This window comes from Pseudomonas sp. H3_E04, assembly GCF_054668915.1.
The window spans coordinates 3,400,001-3,421,009 of sequence record NZ_CP162797.1; the positions used below are offsets into that span (position 1 = coordinate 3,400,001).

General features: G+C 60.4%; 22 protein-coding genes (1 of these 22 running past the window's edge). 8 read left to right on the forward strand and 14 right to left on the reverse strand.

What is annotated here, in order from left to right; translation table 11 throughout:
* From msrP to AB4N53_RS15310, 5 genes are all read right to left on the reverse strand, one after another.
* Positions 1-747: the 5' portion of a protein-methionine-sulfoxide reductase catalytic subunit MsrP gene (msrP, locus tag AB4N53_RS15290; RefSeq protein WP_460121471.1), read on the reverse strand. It extends 267 nt beyond the left edge of the window; only the first 747 of its 1,014 coding nucleotides appear in the window; the start codon lies at positions 745-747; its stop codon lies beyond the left edge, outside the window.
* Positions 748-810: 63 nt separating this feature from the next.
* On the reverse strand, positions 811-1,668 hold the full coding sequence (gene pssA / locus AB4N53_RS15295; RefSeq protein WP_016773182.1) for a CDP-diacylglycerol--serine O-phosphatidyltransferase: 858 nt from the start codon (positions 1,666-1,668) through the stop codon (positions 811-813).
* A gap of 148 nt (positions 1,669-1,816) precedes the next feature.
* On the reverse strand, positions 1,817-2,833 hold the full coding sequence (gene ilvC / locus AB4N53_RS15300; protein ID WP_003228216.1) for a ketol-acid reductoisomerase: 1,017 nt from the start codon (positions 2,831-2,833) through the stop codon (positions 1,817-1,819).
* 46 nt (positions 2,834-2,879) lie between these two features.
* Positions 2,880-3,371, reverse strand: coding sequence for an acetolactate synthase small subunit (ilvN, locus tag AB4N53_RS15305; RefSeq protein WP_003176102.1), 492 nt, complete (start codon positions 3,369-3,371; stop codon positions 2,880-2,882).
* A 2-nt stretch (positions 3,372-3,373) separates the two neighbouring features.
* Positions 3,374-5,098, reverse strand: a complete 1,725-nt coding sequence (locus tag AB4N53_RS15310) for an acetolactate synthase 3 large subunit (RefSeq protein WP_039761986.1) — start codon at positions 5,096-5,098, stop codon at positions 3,374-3,376.
* A 399-nt stretch (positions 5,099-5,497) separates the two neighbouring features.
* Here AB4N53_RS15310 and AB4N53_RS15315 point away from each other — a divergent pair, with 399 nt between their 5' ends.
* Entirely contained in the window at positions 5,498-5,914 is a 417-nt protein-coding gene (locus AB4N53_RS15315; RefSeq protein WP_460121473.1) for a DUF4124 domain-containing protein, read from the forward strand.
* A 116-nt stretch (positions 5,915-6,030) separates the two neighbouring features.
* Here the strand turns inward: AB4N53_RS15315 and AB4N53_RS15320 are convergent, their stop codons facing one another.
* The 3 genes from AB4N53_RS15320 to mrcB are packed head-to-tail and all read right to left on the reverse strand — an operon-like array spanning position 6,031 to position 9,456.
* Positions 6,031-6,366 carry a YqcC family protein gene (locus tag AB4N53_RS15320; RefSeq protein WP_460121475.1) on the reverse strand — a complete coding sequence of 112 codons (336 nt, stop codon included), beginning with the start codon at positions 6,364-6,366 and terminating at the stop codon, positions 6,031-6,033.
* A complete protein-coding gene (locus tag AB4N53_RS15325; RefSeq protein WP_460121477.1) occupies positions 6,366-7,115 on the reverse strand; it encodes a tetratricopeptide repeat protein in 750 nt (249 codons plus the stop codon). Before AB4N53_RS15325 ends, AB4N53_RS15320 begins: the two co-directional genes overlap by 1 nt.
* A gap of 16 nt (positions 7,116-7,131) precedes the next feature.
* Complete coding sequence (gene mrcB / locus AB4N53_RS15330) at positions 7,132-9,456, reverse strand: penicillin-binding protein 1B (RefSeq protein ID WP_434766739.1); 2,325 nt, start codon at positions 9,454-9,456, stop codon at positions 7,132-7,134.
* A 116-nt stretch (positions 9,457-9,572) separates the two neighbouring features.
* Here mrcB and AB4N53_RS15335 point away from each other — a divergent pair, with 116 nt between their 5' ends.
* The 4 genes from AB4N53_RS15335 (at position 9,573) to AB4N53_RS15350 (ending at position 12,936) form a co-directional block, all read left to right on the forward strand.
* Positions 9,573-11,129 carry a bifunctional aminoglycoside phosphotransferase/ATP-binding protein gene (locus tag AB4N53_RS15335; RefSeq protein WP_460121479.1) on the forward strand — a complete coding sequence of 519 codons (1,557 nt, stop codon included), beginning with the start codon at positions 9,573-9,575 and terminating at the stop codon, positions 11,127-11,129.
* Between the two features lie 91 nt (positions 11,130-11,220).
* On the forward strand, positions 11,221-11,565 hold the full coding sequence (locus AB4N53_RS15340; RefSeq protein ID WP_460121481.1) for a pentapeptide repeat-containing protein: 345 nt from the start codon (positions 11,221-11,223) through the stop codon (positions 11,563-11,565).
* A 290-nt stretch (positions 11,566-11,855) separates the two neighbouring features.
* A complete protein-coding gene (locus AB4N53_RS15345; RefSeq protein WP_016773175.1) occupies positions 11,856-12,128 on the forward strand; it encodes a TfoX/Sxy family protein in 273 nt (90 codons plus the stop codon).
* A gap of 13 nt (positions 12,129-12,141) precedes the next feature.
* Positions 12,142-12,936 carry a Crp/Fnr family transcriptional regulator gene (locus AB4N53_RS15350; RefSeq protein WP_460121483.1) on the forward strand — a complete coding sequence of 265 codons (795 nt, stop codon included), beginning with the start codon at positions 12,142-12,144 and terminating at the stop codon, positions 12,934-12,936.
* A 232-nt stretch (positions 12,937-13,168) separates the two neighbouring features.
* Here AB4N53_RS15350 and AB4N53_RS15355 read toward each other — a convergent pair whose 3' ends face one another.
* The 4 genes from AB4N53_RS15355 to AB4N53_RS15370 are packed head-to-tail and all read right to left on the reverse strand — an operon-like array spanning position 13,169 to position 16,710.
* On the reverse strand, positions 13,169-14,017 hold the full coding sequence (locus AB4N53_RS15355; RefSeq protein ID WP_460121485.1) for a ChaN family lipoprotein: 849 nt from the start codon (positions 14,015-14,017) through the stop codon (positions 13,169-13,171).
* 19 nt (positions 14,018-14,036) lie between these two features.
* Positions 14,037-14,804: a heme ABC transporter ATP-binding protein gene (locus tag AB4N53_RS15360; RefSeq protein WP_460121487.1), complete on the reverse strand. Its 768-nt coding sequence runs from the start codon at positions 14,802-14,804 to the stop codon at positions 14,037-14,039.
* A complete protein-coding gene (locus AB4N53_RS15365; protein WP_460125166.1) occupies positions 14,804-15,787 on the reverse strand; it encodes a FecCD family ABC transporter permease in 984 nt (327 codons plus the stop codon). Before AB4N53_RS15365 ends, AB4N53_RS15360 begins: the two co-directional genes overlap by 1 nt.
* A gap of 50 nt (positions 15,788-15,837) precedes the next feature.
* A complete protein-coding gene (locus AB4N53_RS15370; protein WP_460121489.1) occupies positions 15,838-16,710 on the reverse strand; it encodes a heme/hemin ABC transporter substrate-binding protein in 873 nt (290 codons plus the stop codon).
* A 164-nt stretch (positions 16,711-16,874) separates the two neighbouring features.
* Between AB4N53_RS15370 and AB4N53_RS15375 the strand changes: the two genes are divergently transcribed.
* A complete protein-coding gene (locus tag AB4N53_RS15375; RefSeq protein WP_460121491.1) occupies positions 16,875-17,192 on the forward strand; it encodes a Rieske (2Fe-2S) protein in 318 nt (105 codons plus the stop codon).
* Here the strand turns inward: AB4N53_RS15375 and sfsA are convergent.
* Positions 17,189-17,902 (reverse strand): DNA/RNA nuclease SfsA, encoded by a 714-nt coding sequence (gene sfsA, locus AB4N53_RS15380; protein WP_460121493.1) that lies wholly within the window; start codon positions 17,900-17,902, stop codon positions 17,189-17,191. The two genes, AB4N53_RS15375 and sfsA, sit on opposite strands and share 4 nt — an antisense overlap.
* A complete protein-coding gene (locus AB4N53_RS15385) occupies positions 17,902-19,071 on the reverse strand; it encodes a pyridoxal phosphate-dependent aminotransferase (RefSeq protein ID WP_217865213.1) in 1,170 nt (389 codons plus the stop codon). Before AB4N53_RS15385 ends, sfsA begins: the two co-directional genes overlap by 1 nt.
* A 332-nt stretch (positions 19,072-19,403) precedes the next feature.
* Here AB4N53_RS15385 and dksA point away from each other — a divergent pair, with 332 nt between their 5' ends.
* Together dksA and gluQRS are read left to right on the forward strand one after the other, a co-directional pair.
* Complete coding sequence (gene dksA / locus AB4N53_RS15390; protein ID WP_042610464.1) at positions 19,404-19,847, forward strand: RNA polymerase-binding protein DksA; 444 nt, start codon at positions 19,404-19,406, stop codon at positions 19,845-19,847.
* 193 nt (positions 19,848-20,040) lie between these two features.
* Positions 20,041-20,934, forward strand: coding sequence for a tRNA glutamyl-Q(34) synthetase GluQRS (gluQRS, locus tag AB4N53_RS15395; RefSeq protein WP_460121496.1), 894 nt, complete (start codon positions 20,041-20,043; stop codon positions 20,932-20,934).
* The last annotated feature ends 75 nt before the right edge of the window (positions 20,935-21,009 follow it).

Sequence of the window (21,009 nt, forward strand, 5' to 3'; positions counted from 1 at the left end):
GTACTTCCATGGCACCACCAGACGCAACGGCGCGCCGTTCTGGTTCGGCAGTTCGCGGCCATACATGCCCACCGCGAGGATCGCCAAAGGATTCATCGCCTCGTCCAGACGCAAGCCTTCGACATACGGCCAGTCGATCAGGGCAAAACCGGAACGCTGGCCGGGCATGCTCTTGGGATCCTGCAGCGTTTCGAAGCGGATGTACTTGGCCTTGGAAGTCGGCTCGACCTGCTTGAGCAAGGCCGAGATGGGAAAGCCGATCCAGGGAATGACCATCGACCATGCCTCGACGCAGCGCAGACGATAGATGCGCTCCTCCAGCTGATACGGCTTCATGAAGTCTTCCAGCGCGTAACGCCCCGGCTTACCCACCTCCCCGTCTATCACCACGCTCCAGGGTTCGGTTTTCAGGTCGCCAGCATTCGAAGCCGGATCGCCCTTGCCGGTACCGAACTCATAAAAGTTGTTGTAATGCGTGGCGTCTTTATAAGGCGTGATCGCCTCGTCTTTGACGTTGACCGCACCCCATTGAGTAGAAGGAAGCTTTTCGGCAAACCAGGCCGGAGCCTTGCCGGATTCGACGTCAGAGTAGCGCGGGGCATCAGCTGCACTGGCCCAGCGTGGCAGGCTGCTCACGGCGATACCGGCAGCAGTGGCGCCGAGCAATTGGCGACGGGAGAGATAAATGGCTTCAGGCGTGACATCCGACTCATGGCAGTCGGATGCTTTGGGGATCTTGATCAACATGACAACTCCGCAGCTTTGGAGGACAGGTGCACCCATAGACTGCGGAGTATGCGGGAAATTACATCACTCGGCGTTTTTGTGACGACGAAGCCGCAACAGATATTGCACCGGGCCGGATGCTGCATAGGCGAGGAACACCAGCAGCAGAATGCGCGGCGGATCGCTGAACACGACAGCGAATACCAACACCACCGCCAGGATCGCCACGAACGGCACGCGCCCTTTGAGATCCAGCTCCTTGAAGCTGTTGTACTTGATGTTGCTGACCATCAGCATGCCGGCCGCCGCCACCATCAAGGCCACCAGGAACGACATCTTCGAACCCTGGATGCCGTAATCGCTGAACGCCCAGACAATACCGGCCACCACCCCTGCCGCCGCCGGGCTGGCCAGACCAATGAAGTAGCGTTTGTCCGCCGTGCCGACCTGGGTGTTGAAACGCGCCAGACGCAACGCTGCACCCGCTACATAAATGAAGGCGACCATCCAGCCGACCTTGCCCATATCGCCCAGCGCCCAGCCGAACGCCAGCAATGCTGGCGCGACACCGAAGGCGACCATGTCCGACAGCGAGTCGTACTCGGCGCCGAAGGCACTTTGCGTATTGGTCATGCGCGCCACGCGACCATCGAGGCCGTCAAGCACCATCGCGACGAAAATCGCGATCGCAGCGAAGGCGAAGTACTTGCTCGCATTCACCGAGTCGCCGGCGCTCAACGCGGCCTGCGCGCTCATCGAGTTGATGATGGAATAGAAGCCTGCGAACAGGTTGGCAGTGGTGAACAGGTTCGGCAGCAGATAGATACCACGATGCCGGACTTTACGACCTTCAGCGTCGTGCCCTTCTTCGATGTGCTCATCGATGGGCAGCAGGCTTTCGGCGTCGGAAGCCTTGTTCGGCTCTTCGGGACGTTCGCTCATGGACATTACCTTGCAACGGTTTGGAAAAAATTCGACAGAAGCTTGAGGACGACAGTTCGGCCACAAACGATGCAGCTTTATACCAGAAGCACCGGCCCAAACGAAAAAACGCGGCCGAGGCCGCGTTTTTCGTACAAGGGACGACGACTTAGTTTTTGGCTTTGTCGACGATCTTGTTGGCACCGATCCACGGCATCATTGAGCGCAGTTGCTCGCCGATGATTTCGATACCGTGAGCGGCGTTGTTACGACGCTTGGCGGTCATCGAAGGGTAGCCGGTTGCGCCTTCGCTGATGAACATTTTGGCGTATTCGCCGTCCTGAATACGTTTCAGGGCATTGCGCATAGCCTGACGGGATTCGGCGTTGATCACTTCCGGACCAGTCACGTACTCGCCGTACTCAGCGTTGTTGGAGATCGAGTAGTTCATGTTGGCGATACCGCCTTCGTACATGAGGTCAACGATCAGTTTCAGTTCGTGCAGGCACTCGAAGTAGGCCATTTCCGGCGCGTAGCCAGCTTCAACCAGGGTTTCGAAACCGGCTTTTACCAGTTCAACGGTACCGCCGCACAGAACGGCTTGTTCGCCGAACAGGTCGGTTTCGGTTTCGTCCTTGAAGGTGGTTTCGATGATGCCGGTACGACCGCCACCAACGCCAGCGGCGTAGGACAGCGCTACGTTTTTGGCATTGCCCGAAGCGTCCTGGTAGATCGCGATCAGGTCAGGGATACCGCCGCCTTTGACGAACTCGGAACGTACGGTGTGGCCCGGGGCTTTCGGCGCGATCATGATCACGTCGAGGTCAGCACGCGGAACAACCTGGTTGTAGTGAATCGCGAAGCCGTGGGAGAAGGCCAGGGTAGCGCCTTTCTTGATGTTCGGCTCGATTTCGTTCTTGTACAGTGAGGACTGGAACTCGTCCGGGGTCAGGATCATGACCAGGTCGGCAGCAGCAACAGCGGAAGCGACGTCGGTCACTTTCAGGCCGTGAGCTTCGGCTTTGGCAACGGTGGCCGAACCTTTACGCAGACCGACAGTTACGTCGACACCGGAATCTTTCAGGTTGCACGCTTGAGCGTGGCCCTGGGAGCCGTAACCGATGATGGCAACTTTCTTGCCCTGGATGATCGACAGGTCGCAGTCTTTATCGTAGAAAACTTTCATGAATTTCCCCTTATATCCGGCCATTCAGGCCATGCGCTAATTTGGTTTAGATGCTGAGTACTTTGTCGCCGCGAGCAATACCGGTCACGCCGCTGCGGACGGTCTCCAGAATCGATGCGGTGCCGATGGACTGAATGAAGCTGTCGAGCTTGTCGCTGGTACCGGTCAACTGAACGGTATACACGCTGGCGCTGACGTCGACGATCTGTCCACGGTAGATATCGGTGGTGCGTTTGATCTCGGCGCGCTGGGCGCCAGTGGCCTTGACCTTGACCAGCATCAGCTCGCGCTCGATGTGAGCGCTTTCCGACAGGTCCACCAGCTTGACCACTTCGATCAGCTTGTTCAGGTTTTTGGTGATCTGCTCGATCACTTCATCGTGACCCACGGTGGTCAGCGTCAGACGCGACAGGGTCGGGTCTTCGGTCGGGGCCACGGTCAGGCTTTCGATGTTGTAGTTGCGCTGCGAGAACAGGCCGACTACGCGAGACAGAGCGCCGGGTTCGTTTTCCAGAAGCAGGGAAATAATGTGCCGCATGATTAAGTACGCTCCGTCTTGCTCAGCCACATATCGCGCATGGAGCCGTCTTTGATCTGCATCGGGTAGACGTGCTCGCTGGTGTCGACCGCAACATCGATGATCACCAGGCGATCCTTCATGGCGAACGCTTCAGCCATCTTCGACTTCAAATCTTTCGATTCGGTGATGCGTACGCCAACGTGGCCGTAGGCTTCAGCCAGCTTGATGAAGTCGGGCAGCGATTCCATGTAGGAGTGCGAGTGACGGCTGCCGTAGCTCATGTCCTGCCACTGGCGAACCATGCCCAGCACACCGTTGTTGAGGATGACGATCTTTACCGGCAAGCCGTATTGCAGGCAGGTCGACAGCTCCTGGATGTTCATCTGGATACTGCCTTCGCCGGTGACGCAGGCAACGTCGTCGTCCGGGAAGCTCAGTTTGATGCCCATCGCTGCTGGCAGACCGAAGCCCATCGTGCCCAGACCACCGGAGTTGATCCAGCGGTTAGGCTTGTTGAACGTGTAGTACTGCGCAGCGAACATCTGGTGCTGACCGACGTCGGAGGTCACAAAGGCGTCGCCCTTGGTCACTTCGCAGAGGGTTTCGATCACGGTCTGCGGCTTGATCTTGCTGCCGTCACCCTTTTCATAAGGGAACAGGCCGCGATCGCCACGCCATTCATCGACCTGCTTCCACCAGCTGGCTACGGACTCTTTGTTCGGGGTCTCGCCGATTTCCTTGAGGATCGCGACCATTTCGGTCAGGACACTTTCGACCGGGCCAACGATTGGCACGTCGGCCTTGATGGTCTTGGAGATCGACGCCGGGTCGATGTCGATATGGATGATCTTGGCGTTCGGGCAGAACTTTGCCGGGCCGTTGATCACCCGATCGTCGAAGCGTGCGCCCACTGCAAGGATCACGTCGGCATGGTGCATCGCCAGGTTGGCGGTGTAGCTGCCGTGCATGCCGAGCATGCCGATGAACTGACGGTCAGTGCCAGGGAAAGCGCCCAGCCCCATCAAGGTGTTGGTCACCGGCAGGTTGAGCATTTTCGCCAGTTCGGTCAGTTGCGCGGAACCGTTGCCGAGGATTACACCGCCGCCGGAGTACAGCACCGGGCGCTTGGCCGCCAACAACATTTCGGCTGCTTTGCGGATCTGCCCGGAGTGACCGCGAACGGCCGGGCTGTAGGAGCGCAGCTTGGCTTTTTTCGGAAAAACGTATTCGAACTTTTCGGCCGGGTTGGTCATGTCTTTCGGGATGTCGACCACGACCGGGCCCGGACGACCGGATTGCGCCAGGTAGAAGGCCTTCTTCATGACTTCCGGGATTTCCGAGGCGTGCTTGATCATGAAGCTGTGCTTCACGATCGGCCGGGAGATACCGATCATGTCGGTTTCCTGGAACGCGTCGGTGCCGACCATGGTGCTTGGCACCTGGCCGGAAATGATCACCATCGGAATCGAGTCCATATAGGCGGTGGCGATACCGGTGATGGCGTTTGTGGCGCCTGGACCGGAAGTCACCAATACCACGCCGGCTTTACCGGTGGCACGGGCGTAGCCGTCAGCCATATGGGTCGCCGCTTGTTCGTGACGAACTAGGATGTGGGTCACTTCCGGTTCTTTGAACAGGGCATCGTAAACATGCAGGAGAGCACCACCCGGGTACCCGTAGATATATTTGACGCCTTCGTCACGCAAAAAGCGGACGAGCATCTCACCGCCAGATAAAAGCTCCACGTTGTTCACCTCTAAAACGCCAGAATACCGTCCACAAAAAAGGGGCGGGTCTTAATAGGTTTACTTCTCGGCAGAGCATGAGCGACGGTGGTCGCCGACTACGTCAGCACTGACTGAGCAAGTATTGGGATCGTCCCAAGTGTTGCGGGCCTTTCCCACCCAGCGCGAGGTAACGCGTTGCGGGTGTAACAGGTCGGCGCGGATGTGCGCCTCATGATCTACCGAGTGGGTCTGCTTCTGGCAGTCCCTCTACAGCGGACTTTGGATTCTTCTGTTTCGCCCTCTGCAAGTCAAGTCGTCTGTGGAGTTAATTGTGGGTAAGCACATGAGAACGCAAGAAAAAACCTGAAAAGCGCTACTCTGTTAGCGTCAATTGCGCATTTTTGCCAAGGAATCAGCATGCGAACGCTCCTCCTCACTCTACTGATCGGCCTCAGCCCATGGTGCTCGGCCGCTCAAATCTACAAATGGGTCGATGCCCAAGGTGTCACGCATTTCGATGCACAACCGCCGCAGGGCCAACCGTCGACGACCGTACAGACGCCCTCCTCACCCGCGCCGAAAGCTGCGCCGATGCCGGGCGGTGGCGTCCTTGGCGATCAGAAAGCCATTGATGCCAAGGTGAAGAAACAGGTCGCCGACCAGCAGGCGCAGCTCAAGGCATTTTGCGAGCAGGCACGCACAAACCTGGCGCAACTGCAGAACAATCCACGTTTGCGTGAGGAGGTTGAGGGGGATGTGCGCAGGCTCGACGATACACAGCGTCAGGAACGCATCGTCGAAGCGAAGAAGCAGATTAAGGAGAATTGTTCGTAATCGTTTGGAAGGATGTGTAGGAGCTGCCGAAGGCTCGATCTTTTGACTTGTTGGAAGAGCAAGATCAAAAGATCGCAGCCTTCGGCAGCTCCTACAAAGCTCCTACACAACCGCGTTCAGCGGGATGCAGTGATCAGCAGGTCAAACTCTTTGAGCAGCACCTGCAACTGCCGATCCTTGCCGCCAAGGTTGCGCTGGGCGAAGACCATTTCCGCCATTTCCTGAATGCCCGAGGCGTTCGGCAGCGGCAGATCCTGTTCGAGGATCATCTTCATGCGCGGCAGGAAGATCCATTGCAGCCATTGCTCGAAGTCCAGCGTGTCGACGGAAAACGGCTCGACACTGCTCAGGGCTTCGGCGGACGGCTGAGCCTCATCCCACCAACCCTGGGTGCGCAGCTCGCGTTCGATCAGCAACAGCTGATCGGCGATTTTCGGGAAGCGCACATCCATCACAGGGAAACCTTGGCCTTCTGACGGGCCAGTGCGGCGCCGGCGGAATCGCCTTGTTTCTCACGAGACTGAGCGATGATTTCCCACAGGCTGGCTTGCAGATCCGGGCGACCGTTGGCCATGGTCAGCGCGCGACGGGCGAACTGCTCGGCTTGCGGCGCATCGCCCTGGGCCATGCGCACTTGCGCCAAACGGTAAAGCACTTGTGGCTCGCGCGGGGCGACACGTTGCGCCCGCTCCAGACTGGAGGACGCACCGTTGAGGTCGCCGCCGGCCTGCTGTTGTTGCGCGGTAGTCAGCAAGGCGAGTACCGGACCGTCCAGTTGCTCATCCGCCGACAGACCGCCGCCACTGCTGGCCGAAGGAATGCCACTGGGCGTCGACGGCATGTTGTAGGTGCCGGAATTGATCGGCGCCGATTCAACGGCCGATGGGTTGTACGGCCCCGAAGTAATGCCGCCGGATGCCGGACCCGGGACGATCGGTGAAGAACTGATCGGTGTCGACACCGCAGCACCGCCGCCCGGCACCATCACCACCACGCCGGTATCGCCTTGCGGAATCGCCTGAGTCTGGCCCTGCGCTGGGCGCTTGACCGTGGTCTGGCGGAAACCGCCATTGGCGCCGATGCGCTCGCTGTTGGACACGGCGGTACCCGAATCCACCACGGGAATCGAACCACGCTGTACGGTGGAGCAGCCGCTGAGCAAAGCCACGGCGGTCACCGCTGGAATCAACCACTTGTTCACTTGAAACCCTCTTTGCTTAATTCATCCAGCCCTTGACCCAGTCCATCACCGACTCCGGCGAGGCAGGTGTTTCGCTTGCACACGCGGCGCCGGGTGGCGGTTCGCTGCCGCGAATATACGGCATCTGCACCGCGCCGGGGCAGTTGGCATCCGAACCCTGACCGGTGCGCGAATCGACCCAGGCCTGCACGACGTTGTCCGGCTGCGGCATGTCCAGCGGTAGCGGATCGGCCTTGCGCATGAAACTGGTCCAGACCTGCAACGCACCGGTTGCCCCGGTGAACGGCGTCTTGCCGTTGTCGTCGCGACCGAGCCAGACCACTGCCAGCAGATCCTGACTGAAGCCGGCGAACCAGCTGTCGCGCGAATCGTTACTGGTACCGGTCTTGCCCGCCAGCGTCAGGGTCTTGGGCAGCACGTTATAAACCGAACTGCCGGTACCTTCACGCATCACCCGCTGCATGGCGTTCTGGATCAAGTAAATCGAGGCCGGATCGAAACGCTGCTCGATCTGGAACGGATAACGCTTGAGCGGCTCGCCCTCGGCGGTCAGCACGCTGCGAATACCGCGCATCGGTGTATTGAAACCACCGTTGGCCAGCGTCTGGTACATGGTCGCCACTTCAATCGGCGTCATGCCGCCGGCACCGAGCAACATCGACGGGAACGCCGGGAATTCACGGGTAACGCCCAGGCGACCGAGAGTCTTGAGCACATTCGGCACGCCAACTTCCAGGCCCAGACGCGAGGTCGACAGGTTGTAGGAATGCGCCAGGCCCTGATAGAGGAACACCGTGCCGTGGGAGCGGCGATCATAGTTCTGCGGCTTCCACACCTGACCGTTGGCGCCTTTGACCGACAACGGATCGTCCGACAGCCAACTGGTCAGCGTGTACTGGCTCGGTTTCTCCAGCGCGGTCAGGTAGACCGCCGGCTTGATCAGCGAGCCGATCGGGCGTACCGCATCCAGTGCACGGTTGAAACCGGCGTAACTGGCCTGACGGCTGCCGATCATCGCCTGGACTTCGCCGGTTTCCGGGTTGGTCACGACCATCGCCGCTTCCACATCATCGGAACCCTTGCGCCCGGCCAGACGTTTGAACGTGTCGTTGACCGAGGCTTCGGCTTTCATCTGCAGGATCGGATCGAAACTGGTGAAGATGCGCAGACCTTCTTCGGTCAAGTCTTCGTCACGGTAGTCTTCGCGCAACTGACGTTTGACCAGATCGATAAAGCCCGGGAACGAGCTGTCGGCGAGCTTGCCGCGAGTCGTCACGCCGAGCGGCATTTTCTTCGCCGCTTCGACCTGTTCGGGGGTTGCCACGCCTTGCTGCGCCAGCACGTCGAGGACCAGATTGCGCCGCTCCAGCGCGCGTTCCGGGTTGCGACGCGGGTTGTAGTAGGACGGCCCCTTGACCATGCCGACCAGCAACGCCACCTGATGCAGTTTCAGCTCGGACAACGGCTGGCCGAAGAAGAACTGGCTGGCCAGACCGAAACCGTGCACCGCACGCTGACCGTCCTGACCGACGAAGACTTCGTTGAGGTAGGCCTCAAGAATTTCCTTTTTGTCGTAATGCAGTTCGAGCAGCAACGCCATCATCGCTTCGGTGAGCTTGCGGGTCAGGCTGCGTTCGCTGGTCAGGTAGAAGTTCTTCACCAACTGCTGGGTCAGCGTACTGCCGCCCTGGGTCATCTTGCCGCCGGAGGTGTTGATCCATACTGCGCGGGCGATCGATTTCGGCGACACGCCCCAGTGGCTGTAGAAATCGCGGTCTTCCACGGCAATCAGGGTTTCGAGCAGGTACGGCGGCACCTGATCGAGTTTGATCAGGATGCGGTCTTCGAGATTTTTCGGGTAAATGCCGCCGATCATCAGCGGCTCGAGGCGCACCACCGACAGCTTCGAGCCGTTGGTCGCGGACAGCTCGGCGACGTAATCGCCGGAGAAGCGCACGCGCACTGGCTGCGGTTTCTCCAGCCCTTCATAGAACTGGAAGCCACGGGTGTTCAGGTCAACCGTATTGCCGCTGACGGCGGCGGCGCCAGGGCCGTTGCTTACGGCCTCGCGGCGATAGCCGAGGGCATCGAGTTCGGTGAGGAAATCGTCCTTGCTGAGCTTCTGTCCGACGAACAGCTCAAGCGGGCGCGCGTACACCTTGGCCGGGATGGTCCAGCGCTTGCCGGAGAACTTCTCCTGCACCACGGCATCGAGGTAAACGGCGAAGCCGGCCAGCACTACAAGGCCGACCAGGCTGAGTTTAATGGCCCAGCTCAACCATGGGCTGAGGCCCTTGGCTGGTGGTTTTTTCTTGGTACGGGGGGATCGGGATCGAGTCATGGCGGCGGATTATACGCACTTTATCGATCCTCAACAGGCGCGCGCGGAGGTTTGCGTCAGGCGGGCAAGCAGCCATAATGGCCGCCTCGAATTCCCCCGTCTCTGAAGGATCGCCCGTGAGCCAGTCCCTGATCGCTGCCCTGCAAAACCCGGCCCTCTACCCGCATCCCGTCGAAGGGTTTCAGGTTATCGAAACTCACATCTCGTGGGTGATTCTCACCGGGCCCTTTGCTTATAAAGTGAAGAAGCCGGTGAATTTCGGCTTCCTCGACTTCACCAGTCTCGACGCACGTGCACATTTCTGCGCTGAAGAGCTGCGCCTGAACCAGCGTCTGACCGCTGATTTGTATCTGGACGTGTTGCCGGTCACCGGCAGCGTCGAAGCACCGCAACTCGGCGGCGACGGCCCGGCTATCGAATACGTGCTGAAAATGCGCCAGTTCCCGCAGGGCGGGCTGCTCAGCACCCTGCAAGCCAATGGCGAGCTGACCACTCAGCACATCGATGCACTGGCCGAGCAGATCGCGCACTTCCACCTCAATGCACCGAAGGTCCCGGCCGAACACGACGCCGGCACCCCGGACAGCGTGATGGCACCGGTCGCACAAAATTTCGAGCAGATCCTGCCGTTCCTCAGCGACAAGAACGATTTGCTGCAACTCGACGCCCTGAAAGCCTGGGCCGAAAGCAGCTTCGAACGCCTCAAGCCCCTGTTCGCCCAGCGCAAGGCGCAAGGTTTCACCCGTGAATGCCACGGCGACATTCACCTGGGCAACGCTACGGTCATCGACGGCAACGTGGTGATCTTCGACTGCATCGAGTTCAACGAGCCATTCCGCTTCACTGACGTCTGGGCCGACACCGGTTTCCTCGCCATGGACCTGGAAGACCGTGGCCTGAAATCGCTGGCGCGTCGCCTCATCAGCCAATACCTGGAACTGACCGGCGACTATCAGGGCCTGGAAGTGTTGAACTTCTATAAAGCCTACCGCGCGCTGGTACGGGCCAAGGTGGCGCTGTTCAGCATGCCGGCGGACGCCACTGCCGTGCAGCGCGCTACCACCCTGCGTCAGTACCGCAACTACGCCAATCTGGCGGAAAGCTACAGCACCATTCCTTCGCGCTTCATGGCCATTACCCACGGCGTTTCCGCTGTCGGCAAGAGCCATGTGGCCATGCGTCTGGTCGAAGCGCTGGGCGCGATTCGCCTGCGTTCGGATGTCGAGCGCAAGCGCCTGTTCGGCGAGCAGACCGTTGCCAACGATGTGCAGGCCGGCATTTACAGCGCCGACGCCAGTTCCGCGACTTACGCACGCCTGCATGAAATCGCCGAGGTGATCCTGCATGCCGGTTTCCCGGTGGTGATCGACGCGACTTACCTCAAGCGCGAGCAGCGCGACAACGCGGCGAAGATTGCCGAAGCCACTGGCACGCCGTTCCTGATCCTCGACTGCAACGCCCCGCAGGCAGTGATCGAGAGCTGGCTGGCGATGCGTCAGGCCGATCAGAAGGATCCGTCCGACGCCACCCTGGCAGTAATCGAAGCGCAGCAGGCCAACCGCGAAGCGTTGACGCCGGAAGAAATCCTGCGCAGCAAACGCGTGCAGACCAATGAATCCGGCACGCTGGACACCGTGGTCGCGCAGATCCGTCAGCGCCTGCCGGGTCTGTAAAAAACTATTTCGGCCGTGAAGCCCTCGCTCGCTTCACGGCCGTCAAATAGTGGCACTATACTGGCGTCATAAAACCAACAGGTGATCTGACATGAGCCAGCCAAAACTGCTCGACACTCCGCTTTACGCCCTGCTGCACAAAGATGACGTTGCAGGCTTCAACAAGGAACGCCCACAGGATGGCCCGATCGACATGGTCGGCGGCGATTTCCGTGGCCTCGACCTGCGCGAACTGAACGCCGACGGCGTAGATTTCCGCGATGCGTACTTCCGCTCCGCCGATCTGCGCGGCATCGACTTCCGCAACGCCTCGCTCGAAGGCGCCAGCCTGGCCCATGCGCAAATCTCCGGGGCGTACTTTCCGCCGGAGCTGAGTGCCGACGAGATCCTGATGTCGATGAATTTCGGCACGCGGTTGCGCTATCGCACACGCTGATATCTGGAAATCTTCCTGACACCACGCCTTTTCCCTGTGGGAGCGGGCTTGCTCGCGAAGACGTAGGGACAGTCGACACTTCTGGTGACTGACCCGACGTCTTCGCGAGCAAGCCCGCTCCCACATTTGTTTCTGCATTTGCGCCCGTCTTCCTGCGTTCGCAGGCCTTTCACTACCCTTTCTTAGAAGCTTTTGCGTCGAATCCGACCAAACAACCACGCTTTTCCTACTGATGGCTACACTCCTGAGAAGCTCGCCCACGCACCATTCGGCCGTCGCAAGGAGGCTTGATGAATGATGAACTGCAACACTTGAAAAATCTTGGCAAGACGTCGGCGCAGTGGCTGCATGCCGTGGGCATCCACAGCGCCTCGGACTTGCGTCGCCTCGGTGCAGTGGATGCCTACCGGGCCGTGCGTACTCGGGGGTTTCGAGCATCGAAGGTGTTGTTGTATGCGATCGAGGGCGCGTTGATGGACGTGCACTGGAACGACATCCCCGCCGAGCGCAAGGACGCCCTGAACAAGCAGCTCGAAGCCATTTCCGCGCGCCACAAGAACTGAACAGGCGCGGACCATGTATTTACTGGGGGAACAATCGGCCTACGCCGACGCATTGATCAATCGCTTGCAGAATCTTCCCGGGCAATGGCTACAGGATTTATCGCCATGCGCGCCTGTTATCGAACTGGAAGCCACGGATGATTTGTTTGCGCAGTTGCCGGATGATCAGCTGTTTGTGCTGAGCGAGGGCGTGGTGCATGGCTGTATTGCAGGCCGAGCGCTGTTCTATTGGCAGGAGGGTGACCTGCTCGGTCTGCAGCGCGCCGAGCACTGGAGCGACTGCCGCGTGTGCAGCGACAGCGCTGTGCGCCTGCTGCCCTATGGGCGCGCTGAGGTTTTGCAGCATTTGTATGCCGACCCTGATCGAGCGGAGCAGCTCCTGAGCTATCTGCTCGGGCAAATGGCGCTGCTCGCCCACGCCGTGGCCGAGCTGAAACCGCGCGAGTTTCGCAGCACCAACGGCTTCAAACGGGTCGGGGCTGGCGCCGTGCTGATTCAACAGGGCGATGCAGCGGATCATGTCTTCGTGATCATCGACGGGCACGCCGAGGCATTTGTTGACGGGCACAAGGTTGGCGACGTGCCCAAGGACGAGATTTTCGGTGCCATGGCGTTGTTCACCGGCGAGCCACGCAACGCCACGGTGATGACGTCCGAGCCGAGCACGATAATGTTGATTCCCGGTGATCAATTTTTGAGCATGACCCGCAGCAACCCGAAGATCGCGCACAGCCTGATTGAAGGCATGGCTCGACGCATCGGTCAGTTGAATCGACAGATCACGCAATTGACGATGCATCAGACCTAGCGCAAAGCCCTTTATTCACAGGGCTTCACGACCGCTTGCAAAACTAAATTACAGATTTGCAAAATCAGCGGTTGACGCGGTAATGAGAATCGCTATGATTATCACAACTGATCGCGAGATCAGTCGATATTCTGAAAAGCCCTTGGTTCGGACTCTCAGATTATCTCCTCATCAGGCTAATCACGGTTATTTGACCCGGTTTTTACCGGGTCTTTTTTTGCCTGTGGAAAAGTCATTTGGCGAATTGCTGGCGCATCTGTTCGCAGTAATCCGGCTTCGGTGTGGCAGGCGTGTACCAGACGTAATCGGCCATCGCCGGCGTGACCGCATCCCCCTGCTCGGCCAGCATCAAAACGGTCGGCGCCTTCCCAGCGCCGAGATCCAGCAGATGCAGCGGCACGCCAACATCCTTGCGCGCATGCCAGGCACCGGCCAGCAGGATCGTAGGCGGCGGCGCCGCCAGCATGCGTTCGGCCATACGCCGATCACGCTGCTGCTGAATCGCCAACATCGCCGGCATCTGTGATTCGGGCAACAAGCCACAGTGAGATTCACTGACTTGTCCGAGCAACGTGGTTCTCACCGCCTGCGCATTACTGCGCGGACCAACGAGAGCCGGTGGATTTCGGTAGAACGCGCGGATTTCGCTGTCATCCAGATTGGCCGCCAGCAGCGGATAGGGCTGCGTCAGGGCGAAGCGCACGATCGGCCCGTAAAGATTCCAGTCCCAGCCCTCCTGCCAGGCCAATGCCAAAGGCAGATCAGCCGGACCGGATTTCGCCTGGCGCGCCGCATCGACTTTCGCTTGTTGATTCGGCGTGAGCATTTCCAGCAGCAGACTGCCTTGCGCCCGTTGTTCGCCGAGCGCCTGCAACAGCCACAATTGCGCAGCATGGTGATCGGCGTTGTCGTGCTGCTCACCGATGATCAAACGCTCAGGCTCAGCGAGACGCGCCAGCAGTTGCTGTACGCCAAGTACCTCGCCGCTGCGCAGATCGCGGATTTCACCGCTCAGCGGCGGAGCCACCACGTGCTGACAGCCTGCCAGCAACACCAGCGCCCACAACCACAATCCACGCATGCGACACCTCGATGATTGATCAGCGGGCGATGATCAGCGGATGCCCACGCTCCGGGTGCGGTTGCACCAATACTTCAAGACCGAAAACGGCTTTGAGGGTTTCCGGGCGCAGCACCTGTTGCGGAGTATCCAGCGCAACCGGGCGCCCCTGCTCCAGCAACAGCACGCGATCACAATAGCGCGCCGCCAGATTCAGATCATGCAGGATCACCAGCACCGCCGCGCCGCGATCGGCGAACTCACGCACCGCCTGCAAGGTGGTGTGCTGATGCAGCGGGTCAAGCATCGATGTCGGTTCGTCGAGCAATAAGGTTTGCCCGGCCTGACCCGGCCAGAGTTGCGCCAGCACCCGCGCCAGATGCACACGCTGACGCTCCCCACCGGACAATGCCAGATAGCTGCGCCCGCTCAGGTGCCCGGCATCGGCGGCGGCCAGCGCTGCCGCGACGATTTCATCATCGCGCACGCGCCCGGTCTGGTACGGCAAGCGGCCCATGCCGACGACCTCTTCCACGGCGAAGGCAAAATCCAGTGTCGACACCTGCGGCAACACCGCCATTCGTTGCGCCCGCTGCGTTCCGCTCCACTGACTCAACGCCTGACCATCGAGCGTAACGTTGCCGTCACTGGCGAGCAATTCGCCACACAAGGCGCCGAGCAATGTGCTTTTCCCGGCGCCGTTCGGTCCCAGCACGCCAAGCACTTCACCGGGCTCGAGTTGCAGCGTGACCCCGCTGAGCACAGCCTTGTGGCCACGGCGGACATGCAGATTGTGCGCAGACAACATCAGGCACGCCCTCGCAACAGCAGATAAAGAAAAAACGGCGCACCGATAAACGCGGTGACAATGCCGATCGGCAACTCCGCCGGCGCCAGCGCCAGGCGCGCCACCAGATCAGCGAGCAATAACAGGCTCGCACCCGCCAGGACCGACGCTGGCAACAGCAATTTATGATCGGGGCCGGCCAGCAGGCGCACCAGATGCGGCACCACCAGCCCGACAAAACCGATCATGCCCGCCGCCGCCACCGCCGCGCCAACCCCCAGCGCGGTGCAGAACACCAGTTCGCGTTTTAGCCGTTCGACATCGATGCCCAGATGACCGGCCTCGGATTCACCGAGCAACAAGGCATTCAATGCCTTGGCTCTGCGCGGCAGCCACAACGCCACGCCGATGGTGATGATCAGCAAGGGCCACAGCCGCGCGTAACTGGCGCCGTTGAGGCTGCCGAGGTTCCAGAATGTCAGGGTGCGCAGCGTTGCGTCATCGGCCAGATAAGTGAACAGACCGACTGCCGAACTGGCCAGCGCCGTCAAAGCGATACCTGCCAGCAACATGGTCGCCACATGCGTCTGACCGTTGCGCCGGCCCAGCCGATAGACCAGCGCCGTCACCCCGAGCCCGCCAAGAAACGCACACACCGACAACAGATAGGGGCCGAACCACTCCGGCAGGCCGCCAAAGAACGATCCGCCGACAATCGCAATCGCCGCGCCGAGTGCCGCGCCACTGGACACCCCGACCAGCCCCGGATCGGCCAGCGGATTACGAAACAGGCCCTGCATCGCCACTCCGGACAGCGCCAGCACGCCGCCGACCGCCAAGCCGAGCAAAGTTCGCGGCAGGCGGATCTGACCGAGAATCAGCTCAGCCTGCTCCAACCCTTCAGGCGCCAACGGCACGCCGATCAGACGCAGCGCCGCCCGCAAGGTGTCGAACAATGGCAGACTCACCGGCCCCAGCGCCAGCGACAGCCAGATCGCCAACAGACACAGCAATGTCAGGCCGATAAACAAGCCACGGGGTTTGACCATTGTGGTCATTGGCCATCCTTGGCCGGGTAGAAACCGTCAGTCAGGGTTTGCAAAGCAGCTGGCAGACGCGGCCCGAGGCCGCCAACCAGCAGCGTCGGATCCAGCTCCATGACCCGCCCGCTCTTGGCCGCACGGCTGGAATTGAGGATGGGGTTTTCCTTGAACAACGCGGCTTTTGCCGCTTCGCCGGTCAGCGCACGGTCGGCGAACACCAGCACTTCGGGATCGAGGCTGGCGAGGGATTCGACAGAAAACGGTTTGTATCCAGTATGCGTCGCAAGGTTGTACCCGCCGGCCTGTTGCAGCAGCCAATCGGCGGCCGTGTCCTTGCCGGCGATCAGCGGCTTGCCGCCCGCATGCCCGAGCAGCAGCAACACGCCGGGGGCTTTGTGCGTGGTCTGCACGTGGGCAACGCGCGTTTTCTGCGCCTGGAGTTGCTGTTGATAACTCTGCAGCAGCTGCGCCGCCTGGCTTTGTGCGCCGAGCAACTGGCCCAGATGAGTGACATTCTTTTCCAGCGTCGGCAGATCAGGCTGGGCTGAAAACAACTCGACCTTGACCTTCGCCGCTTTGACTTGCGCCAGAACCGGCGGCGGGCCCATTTCTTCGGTGCCGATCAGAATGTCCGGACGCAGGCTCAAGATGCCTTCCGCCGACAGGCTGCGCTGATAGCCAATGCTCGGCAGCGCTTTCAATGTCTGCGGATGCTGACTGGTGGTGTCGACCCCCACCAGTTTCGACTCGCCACCCAACGCGCTGACCCATTCCGACAGCGCACCGCCGGCGCTGACCCAGCGTTGCGGTAAATCAGCTGCGGCCGCCTGATGGCAGAGCAAAAGGCCGGTGCAAAGCACGGCAACGCGGGTTTTCAGGCGCATACACAGCTTCCTTGAACAAGGTTTCCCGGGCATCGGCGCAGCGAGCCAAGTATTCTCGACAACGGCCAGACTCCCAGTGGGAGAGGGTCGCCATTTGATAATTGTTTGCATTTGAACGTCAAGCTCGGACATATCCAGACACGAGCGGACACTAGAGGATAGCCATGAAGTTTCTCTGCGCCGGCAGCGATCTGGCCGAAGCCGGCAGTCGCGGTTTCGAAATCGAAGGCAAGAAACTGTTCGCCGTGCGTCGCGGCGGGCAGGCTTATGTCTATCTCAATCGCTGCCCGCATCGGGGCGTCGGGCTGGAATGGCAGCCCGACCAGTTTCTCGACCCGAGCAACAGCCTGATCCAGTGCGCCACCCATGGCGCACTGTTTCTGATCGAGGACGGCGAATGCGTTGCCGGACCTTGCGCCGGGCAGTCGCTGACGGCGATTGAATGCCAGGAAGATACACAAGGCGTATGGGTCGACGTTTAACCGTTGAGCAAGACATCGAGCCGGCGGTCGATGATCATCTCTTCAGGGTCAAGGCGCACGCCATACGCCAACACCTCCACACCGCAAGCAACCGCTTCACGCAGCGCCTCGGCGTACGCCCAATCGATCTCCTCGGCTGGGCGCACCGCATCGATGCCGGTGAGGTTCACACAGTACAACTGCACTGCCCGGATACCGTCGCGCGCCAGATGCGCAAGTTCACGCAGGTGCTTGGCGCCGCGTTGGGTGACCGCATCCGGAAACGCCGCCACCGCCGTGCCGTCGAAGCCGAGGGTGACGCTTTTCACTTCGACATACGCTGGGCCGCTGGGGTATTCGAGGCGGAAGTCGATGCGGCTTTTTTCCTGTCCGTACGCAACCTCACGCTTCAACGCGGTAAAGCCGTCCAACTCGGTGATCACGCCCGCCTGCAAGGCTTCCTCAACCAAGCCGTTGGCGCGCCCGGTGTTGACGCAAAACAGCCGGCCCTGCGGGGTTTCGCCAATTTCCCAAGTGCCGGGCAATTTGCGTTTCGGGTCATTGGAGCGACTGAACCAGACCTGCCCGCCCTCGACCTGACAATTGAGCATCGACCCGGTGTTTGGACAGTGAATAGTCAGCAACTCGCCGCTAACGGTTTCGATATCGGCAAGAAAACGCTTGTAACGACGAATCAGCCGCGCCTCTTCCAGAGCAGGATAAAAGCGCATCAGCCTTGCCAGCTCTTCAAGCCGCGCGCGATGCGCTCCACCGCTTCCTGCAAACGTGCGAGGTTTTGTGTGTAAGCGAAACGCACGTGATGGCCGGCCTGATAACGACCGAAATCCAGTCCCGGGGTGAAGGCAACGTGCTCGGTTTCGAGGAAATGCCGGCAGAACGCGAAGGCATCACCGCCGAAACGGCTGATATCGGCGTACAGATAAAACGCACCTTCAGGCTCAACGGCAATGTTGAAACCCAGTTCACGCAGCGCTGGCAGGAGGAAGTCGCGACGGCGCGCAAATTCGGCGCGGCGCTCTTCGAGAATCGCAATGGTGGCTGGCTCGAAACAGGCCAGCGCAGCGTATTGCGCCATGCTCGGCGCGCTGATGTAGAGGTTCTGCGCGAGTTTTTCCAGTTCGCTGACCGCCGCCTCTGGCGCCACCAGCCAGCCCAGGCGCCAACCGGTCATGCCGAAATACTTGGAGAAACTGTTGAGGACAAAAGCGTTGTCATCGACTTCCAGCACACTGGCGGCATCAGTGCCGTAGGTCAGGCCGTGGTAGATCTCATCCACCACCAGGTGCCCGTGCCTGGCCTTGATCGCTGTGGATAACCCGGCCAGCTCATCGCGGGTCAGCAAAGTGCCGGTCGGGTTTGCCGGCGAAGCGACAAGGGCGCCGACACTGTCGTGGTCCCAATGCCGCTCGATCAGATCCGGAGTCAGTTGATAACGCACTTCCGGCCCGACCGGCACCAGTTGCGCAGCGCCTTCGACCAGACGCAAAAAGTGTCGGTTGCACGGGTAACCCGGGTCCGCCAGCAGCCAGTGTTTACCCGGGTCGACCAGCAAAGCACTGGCCAGCAACAGCGCACCGGAGCCGCCCGGCGTGATCAGAATCCGCCGTGGATCGATATGCAGGCCGTAGCGCGACTGGTAAAACCCGGCGATCTCCTCGCGCAGTTCGGGAATCCCACGGGCGGCGGTGTAGCGGGTCTTGCCTGCGGTCAACGCGGCTTGCCCGGCGCGGATGATCGGTTCGGCGGTGGTGAAGTCCGGTTCGCCGATTTCCAGGTGGATCACGTCGTGGCCTTCGGCCTGCAATTCATTGGCCCGCGCCAGCAGCGCCATCACATGGAACGGTTCGATCGCACGACTGCGCGCACTGTAGGGGCCCATTGGAATGCCTTCGACGGAAAAAAGAGACGATTCTACCTGTCTGCCGGAACGAGCGAGAACCCGTGAAGGTCACAGCCTCAAGAACGCTGGACTGTAACGATCTGAACGTACGCTCCAGGATTGACTAAAATCAGTGATTGAACAGGTCTTCATTCCCACAGACACGGCTTGTCAGACATCTGCAAGCGCCACCCGCCGGGGGCTCGACATCCGGGAGTAGCGCAGGCTGATTTGATCTGGTAAGTTCGCCCGCTTGCAGCCGCAGGGCCGGCAGGTGTCGGTGATGGAGCAATCCTGCGCAATGGATTACAAGAGTAGAGGCGGTCTATTTCATGTCCACCCAGGCAAAGCAACAGCAGCAAGCGACGATCAGCGGCTTCGAACCTTACGTTTCGAAGGCGGGTGAAGAGTACATGGGCGCTCCGATGCGCGCGCACTTCACCAAGATCCTGAACAAGTGGAAACTGGACTTGATGCAGGAAGTCGACCGTACGGTTGATCACATGAAAGACGAAGCGGCCAACTTCCCTGACCCGGCCGACCGTGCCAGCCAGGAAGAAGAGTTCGCCCTCGAACTGCGCGCCCGCGACCGCGAGCGCAAGCTGATCAAGAAAATCGACAAGACCCTGCAACTGATCGAAGACGAAGAGTACGGCTGGTGCGAGTCCTGCGGCATCGAGATCGGCGTCAAGCGCCTCGAAGCCCGCCCGACAGCGGATCTGTGCATCGACTGCAAGACCCTGGCGGAAATCAAGGAAAAGCAGGTCGGCAAGTAACTTCCACCTGAACGGAAAACGGAGCGTGCGAACGCTCCGTTTTTGTTTGTGCGGTTCCTGCTTTTGTGGGAATGGGCTTGCTCCCGAACGCGGTGTGTCATTCAACATCCAGGTTGTCTGAACCGACGCTTTCGCGAGCAGGCCCGCTCCCACAGGGGTAACCTGCTTAATTCTGAATAGCTTTATCGCCTCCATGACTGCCAAATCCCCCGCCTACATCGGCCGCTTCGCCCCTACGCCCAGTGGCCACCTGCACTTCGGTTCGCTGGTCGCTGCGCTGGCGTCCTATCTCGATGCCCGCTCGGTTGGCGGGCGCTGGCTGGTGCGCATGGAAGATCTCGACCCGCCGCGCGAAGAGCCAGGTGCGCAAGCGGCGATTCTCAAGGCGCTGGAAAGCTACGGCTTCGAATGGGACGGCGAAATGGTCCGCCAGAGCGATCGGCACGCTGCCTACGCCGAAGTGCTCAACAGTCTGTTCAACCATGGCCTTGCCTACGCCTGCACCTGCTCGCGCAAACAACTGGAGCCGTATCACGGCATTTATCCGGGGTTTTGCCGCAATGCCGGGCATGATCAGCACGACGCCGCGATCCGCCTGCGCGTGCCGGAGCTGGAATACCACTTCATCGATCGCGTGCAGGGCGAATACCGCCAGCACCTGGGCCGCGACGTCGGCGACTTCGTCATCCGTCGTCGCGATGGCCTCTATGCCTATCAACTTGCGGTGGTGCTCGACGATGCCTGGCAAGGCATTAGCGATATTGTGCGCGGCGCCGATCTGCTCGATTCGACACCGCGCCAGCTGTACCTGCAAGAACTGCTCGGCCTGAAACAGCCGCGCTATCTGCACCTGCCGCTGATCACCCAGCCGGACGGCAACAAGCTCGGCAAGTCCTACCGTTCGCCGCCACTCGAAGCCGATCAAGCCACACCATTGCTGCTGCGAGCCTTGCGCGCATTGGGGCAGAATCCCGGCACCGAACTGGCACACGCTTCGCCGGGCGAACTGCTCGCTTGGGGCTGCGCACAGTGGGATGCTGCCAAGATCCCGCGCACACTGACCTTGCCCGAAGCGCAACTGCAATGACGACACTTGCAGTCGCGCGCCCATCCGTTACCATCGCCGCACGTTTTCGGGCACGCGCATAAAAAAGAGAGGCCG

Bases quoted from the DNA above. Each gene is read 5' to 3' on its own strand.
- AB4N53_RS15345 (WP_016773175.1), top strand. From the start codon at position 11,856: ATGAATGATGAACTGCAACACTTGAAAAATCTTGGCAAGACGTCGGCG.
- AB4N53_RS15370 (WP_460121489.1), bottom strand. From the start codon at position 16,710: ATGCGCCTGAAAACCCGCGTTGCCGTGCTTTGCACCGGCCTTTTGCTC.
- dksA (WP_042610464.1), top strand. From the start codon at position 19,404: ATGTCCACCCAGGCAAAGCAACAGCAGCAAGCGACGATCAGCGGCTTC.
- ilvN (WP_003176102.1), bottom strand. From the start codon at position 3,371: ATGCGGCACATTATTTCCCTGCTTCTGGAAAACGAACCCGGCGCTCTG.
- AB4N53_RS15340 (WP_460121481.1), top strand. From the start codon at position 11,221: ATGAGCCAGCCAAAACTGCTCGACACTCCGCTTTACGCCCTGCTGCAC.
- AB4N53_RS15355 (WP_460121485.1), bottom strand. From the start codon at position 14,017: ATGCGTGGATTGTGGTTGTGGGCGCTGGTGTTGCTGGCAGGCTGTCAG.
- AB4N53_RS15360 (WP_460121487.1), bottom strand. From the start codon at position 14,804: ATGTTGTCTGCGCACAATCTGCATGTCCGCCGTGGCCACAAGGCTGTG.
- AB4N53_RS15320 (WP_460121475.1), bottom strand. From the start codon at position 6,366: ATGGATGTGCGCTTCCCGAAAATCGCCGATCAGCTGTTGCTGATCGAA.
- pssA (WP_016773182.1), bottom strand. From the start codon at position 1,668: ATGAGCGAACGTCCCGAAGAGCCGAACAAGGCTTCCGACGCCGAAAGC.
- ilvC (WP_003228216.1), bottom strand. From the start codon at position 2,833: ATGAAAGTTTTCTACGATAAAGACTGCGACCTGTCGATCATCCAGGGC.
- AB4N53_RS15315 (WP_460121473.1), top strand. From the start codon at position 5,498: ATGCGAACGCTCCTCCTCACTCTACTGATCGGCCTCAGCCCATGGTGC.
- gluQRS (WP_460121496.1), top strand. From the start codon at position 20,041: ATGACTGCCAAATCCCCCGCCTACATCGGCCGCTTCGCCCCTACGCCC.
- AB4N53_RS15350 (WP_460121483.1), top strand. From the start codon at position 12,142: ATGTATTTACTGGGGGAACAATCGGCCTACGCCGACGCATTGATCAAT.
- sfsA (WP_460121493.1), bottom strand. From the start codon at position 17,902: ATGCGCTTTTATCCTGCTCTGGAAGAGGCGCGGCTGATTCGTCGTTAC.
- AB4N53_RS15375 (WP_460121491.1), top strand. From the start codon at position 16,875: ATGAAGTTTCTCTGCGCCGGCAGCGATCTGGCCGAAGCCGGCAGTCGC.
- mrcB (WP_434766739.1), bottom strand. From the start codon at position 9,456: ATGACTCGATCCCGATCCCCCCGTACCAAGAAAAAACCACCAGCCAAG.
- AB4N53_RS15385 (WP_217865213.1), bottom strand. From the start codon at position 19,071: ATGGGCCCCTACAGTGCGCGCAGTCGTGCGATCGAACCGTTCCATGTG.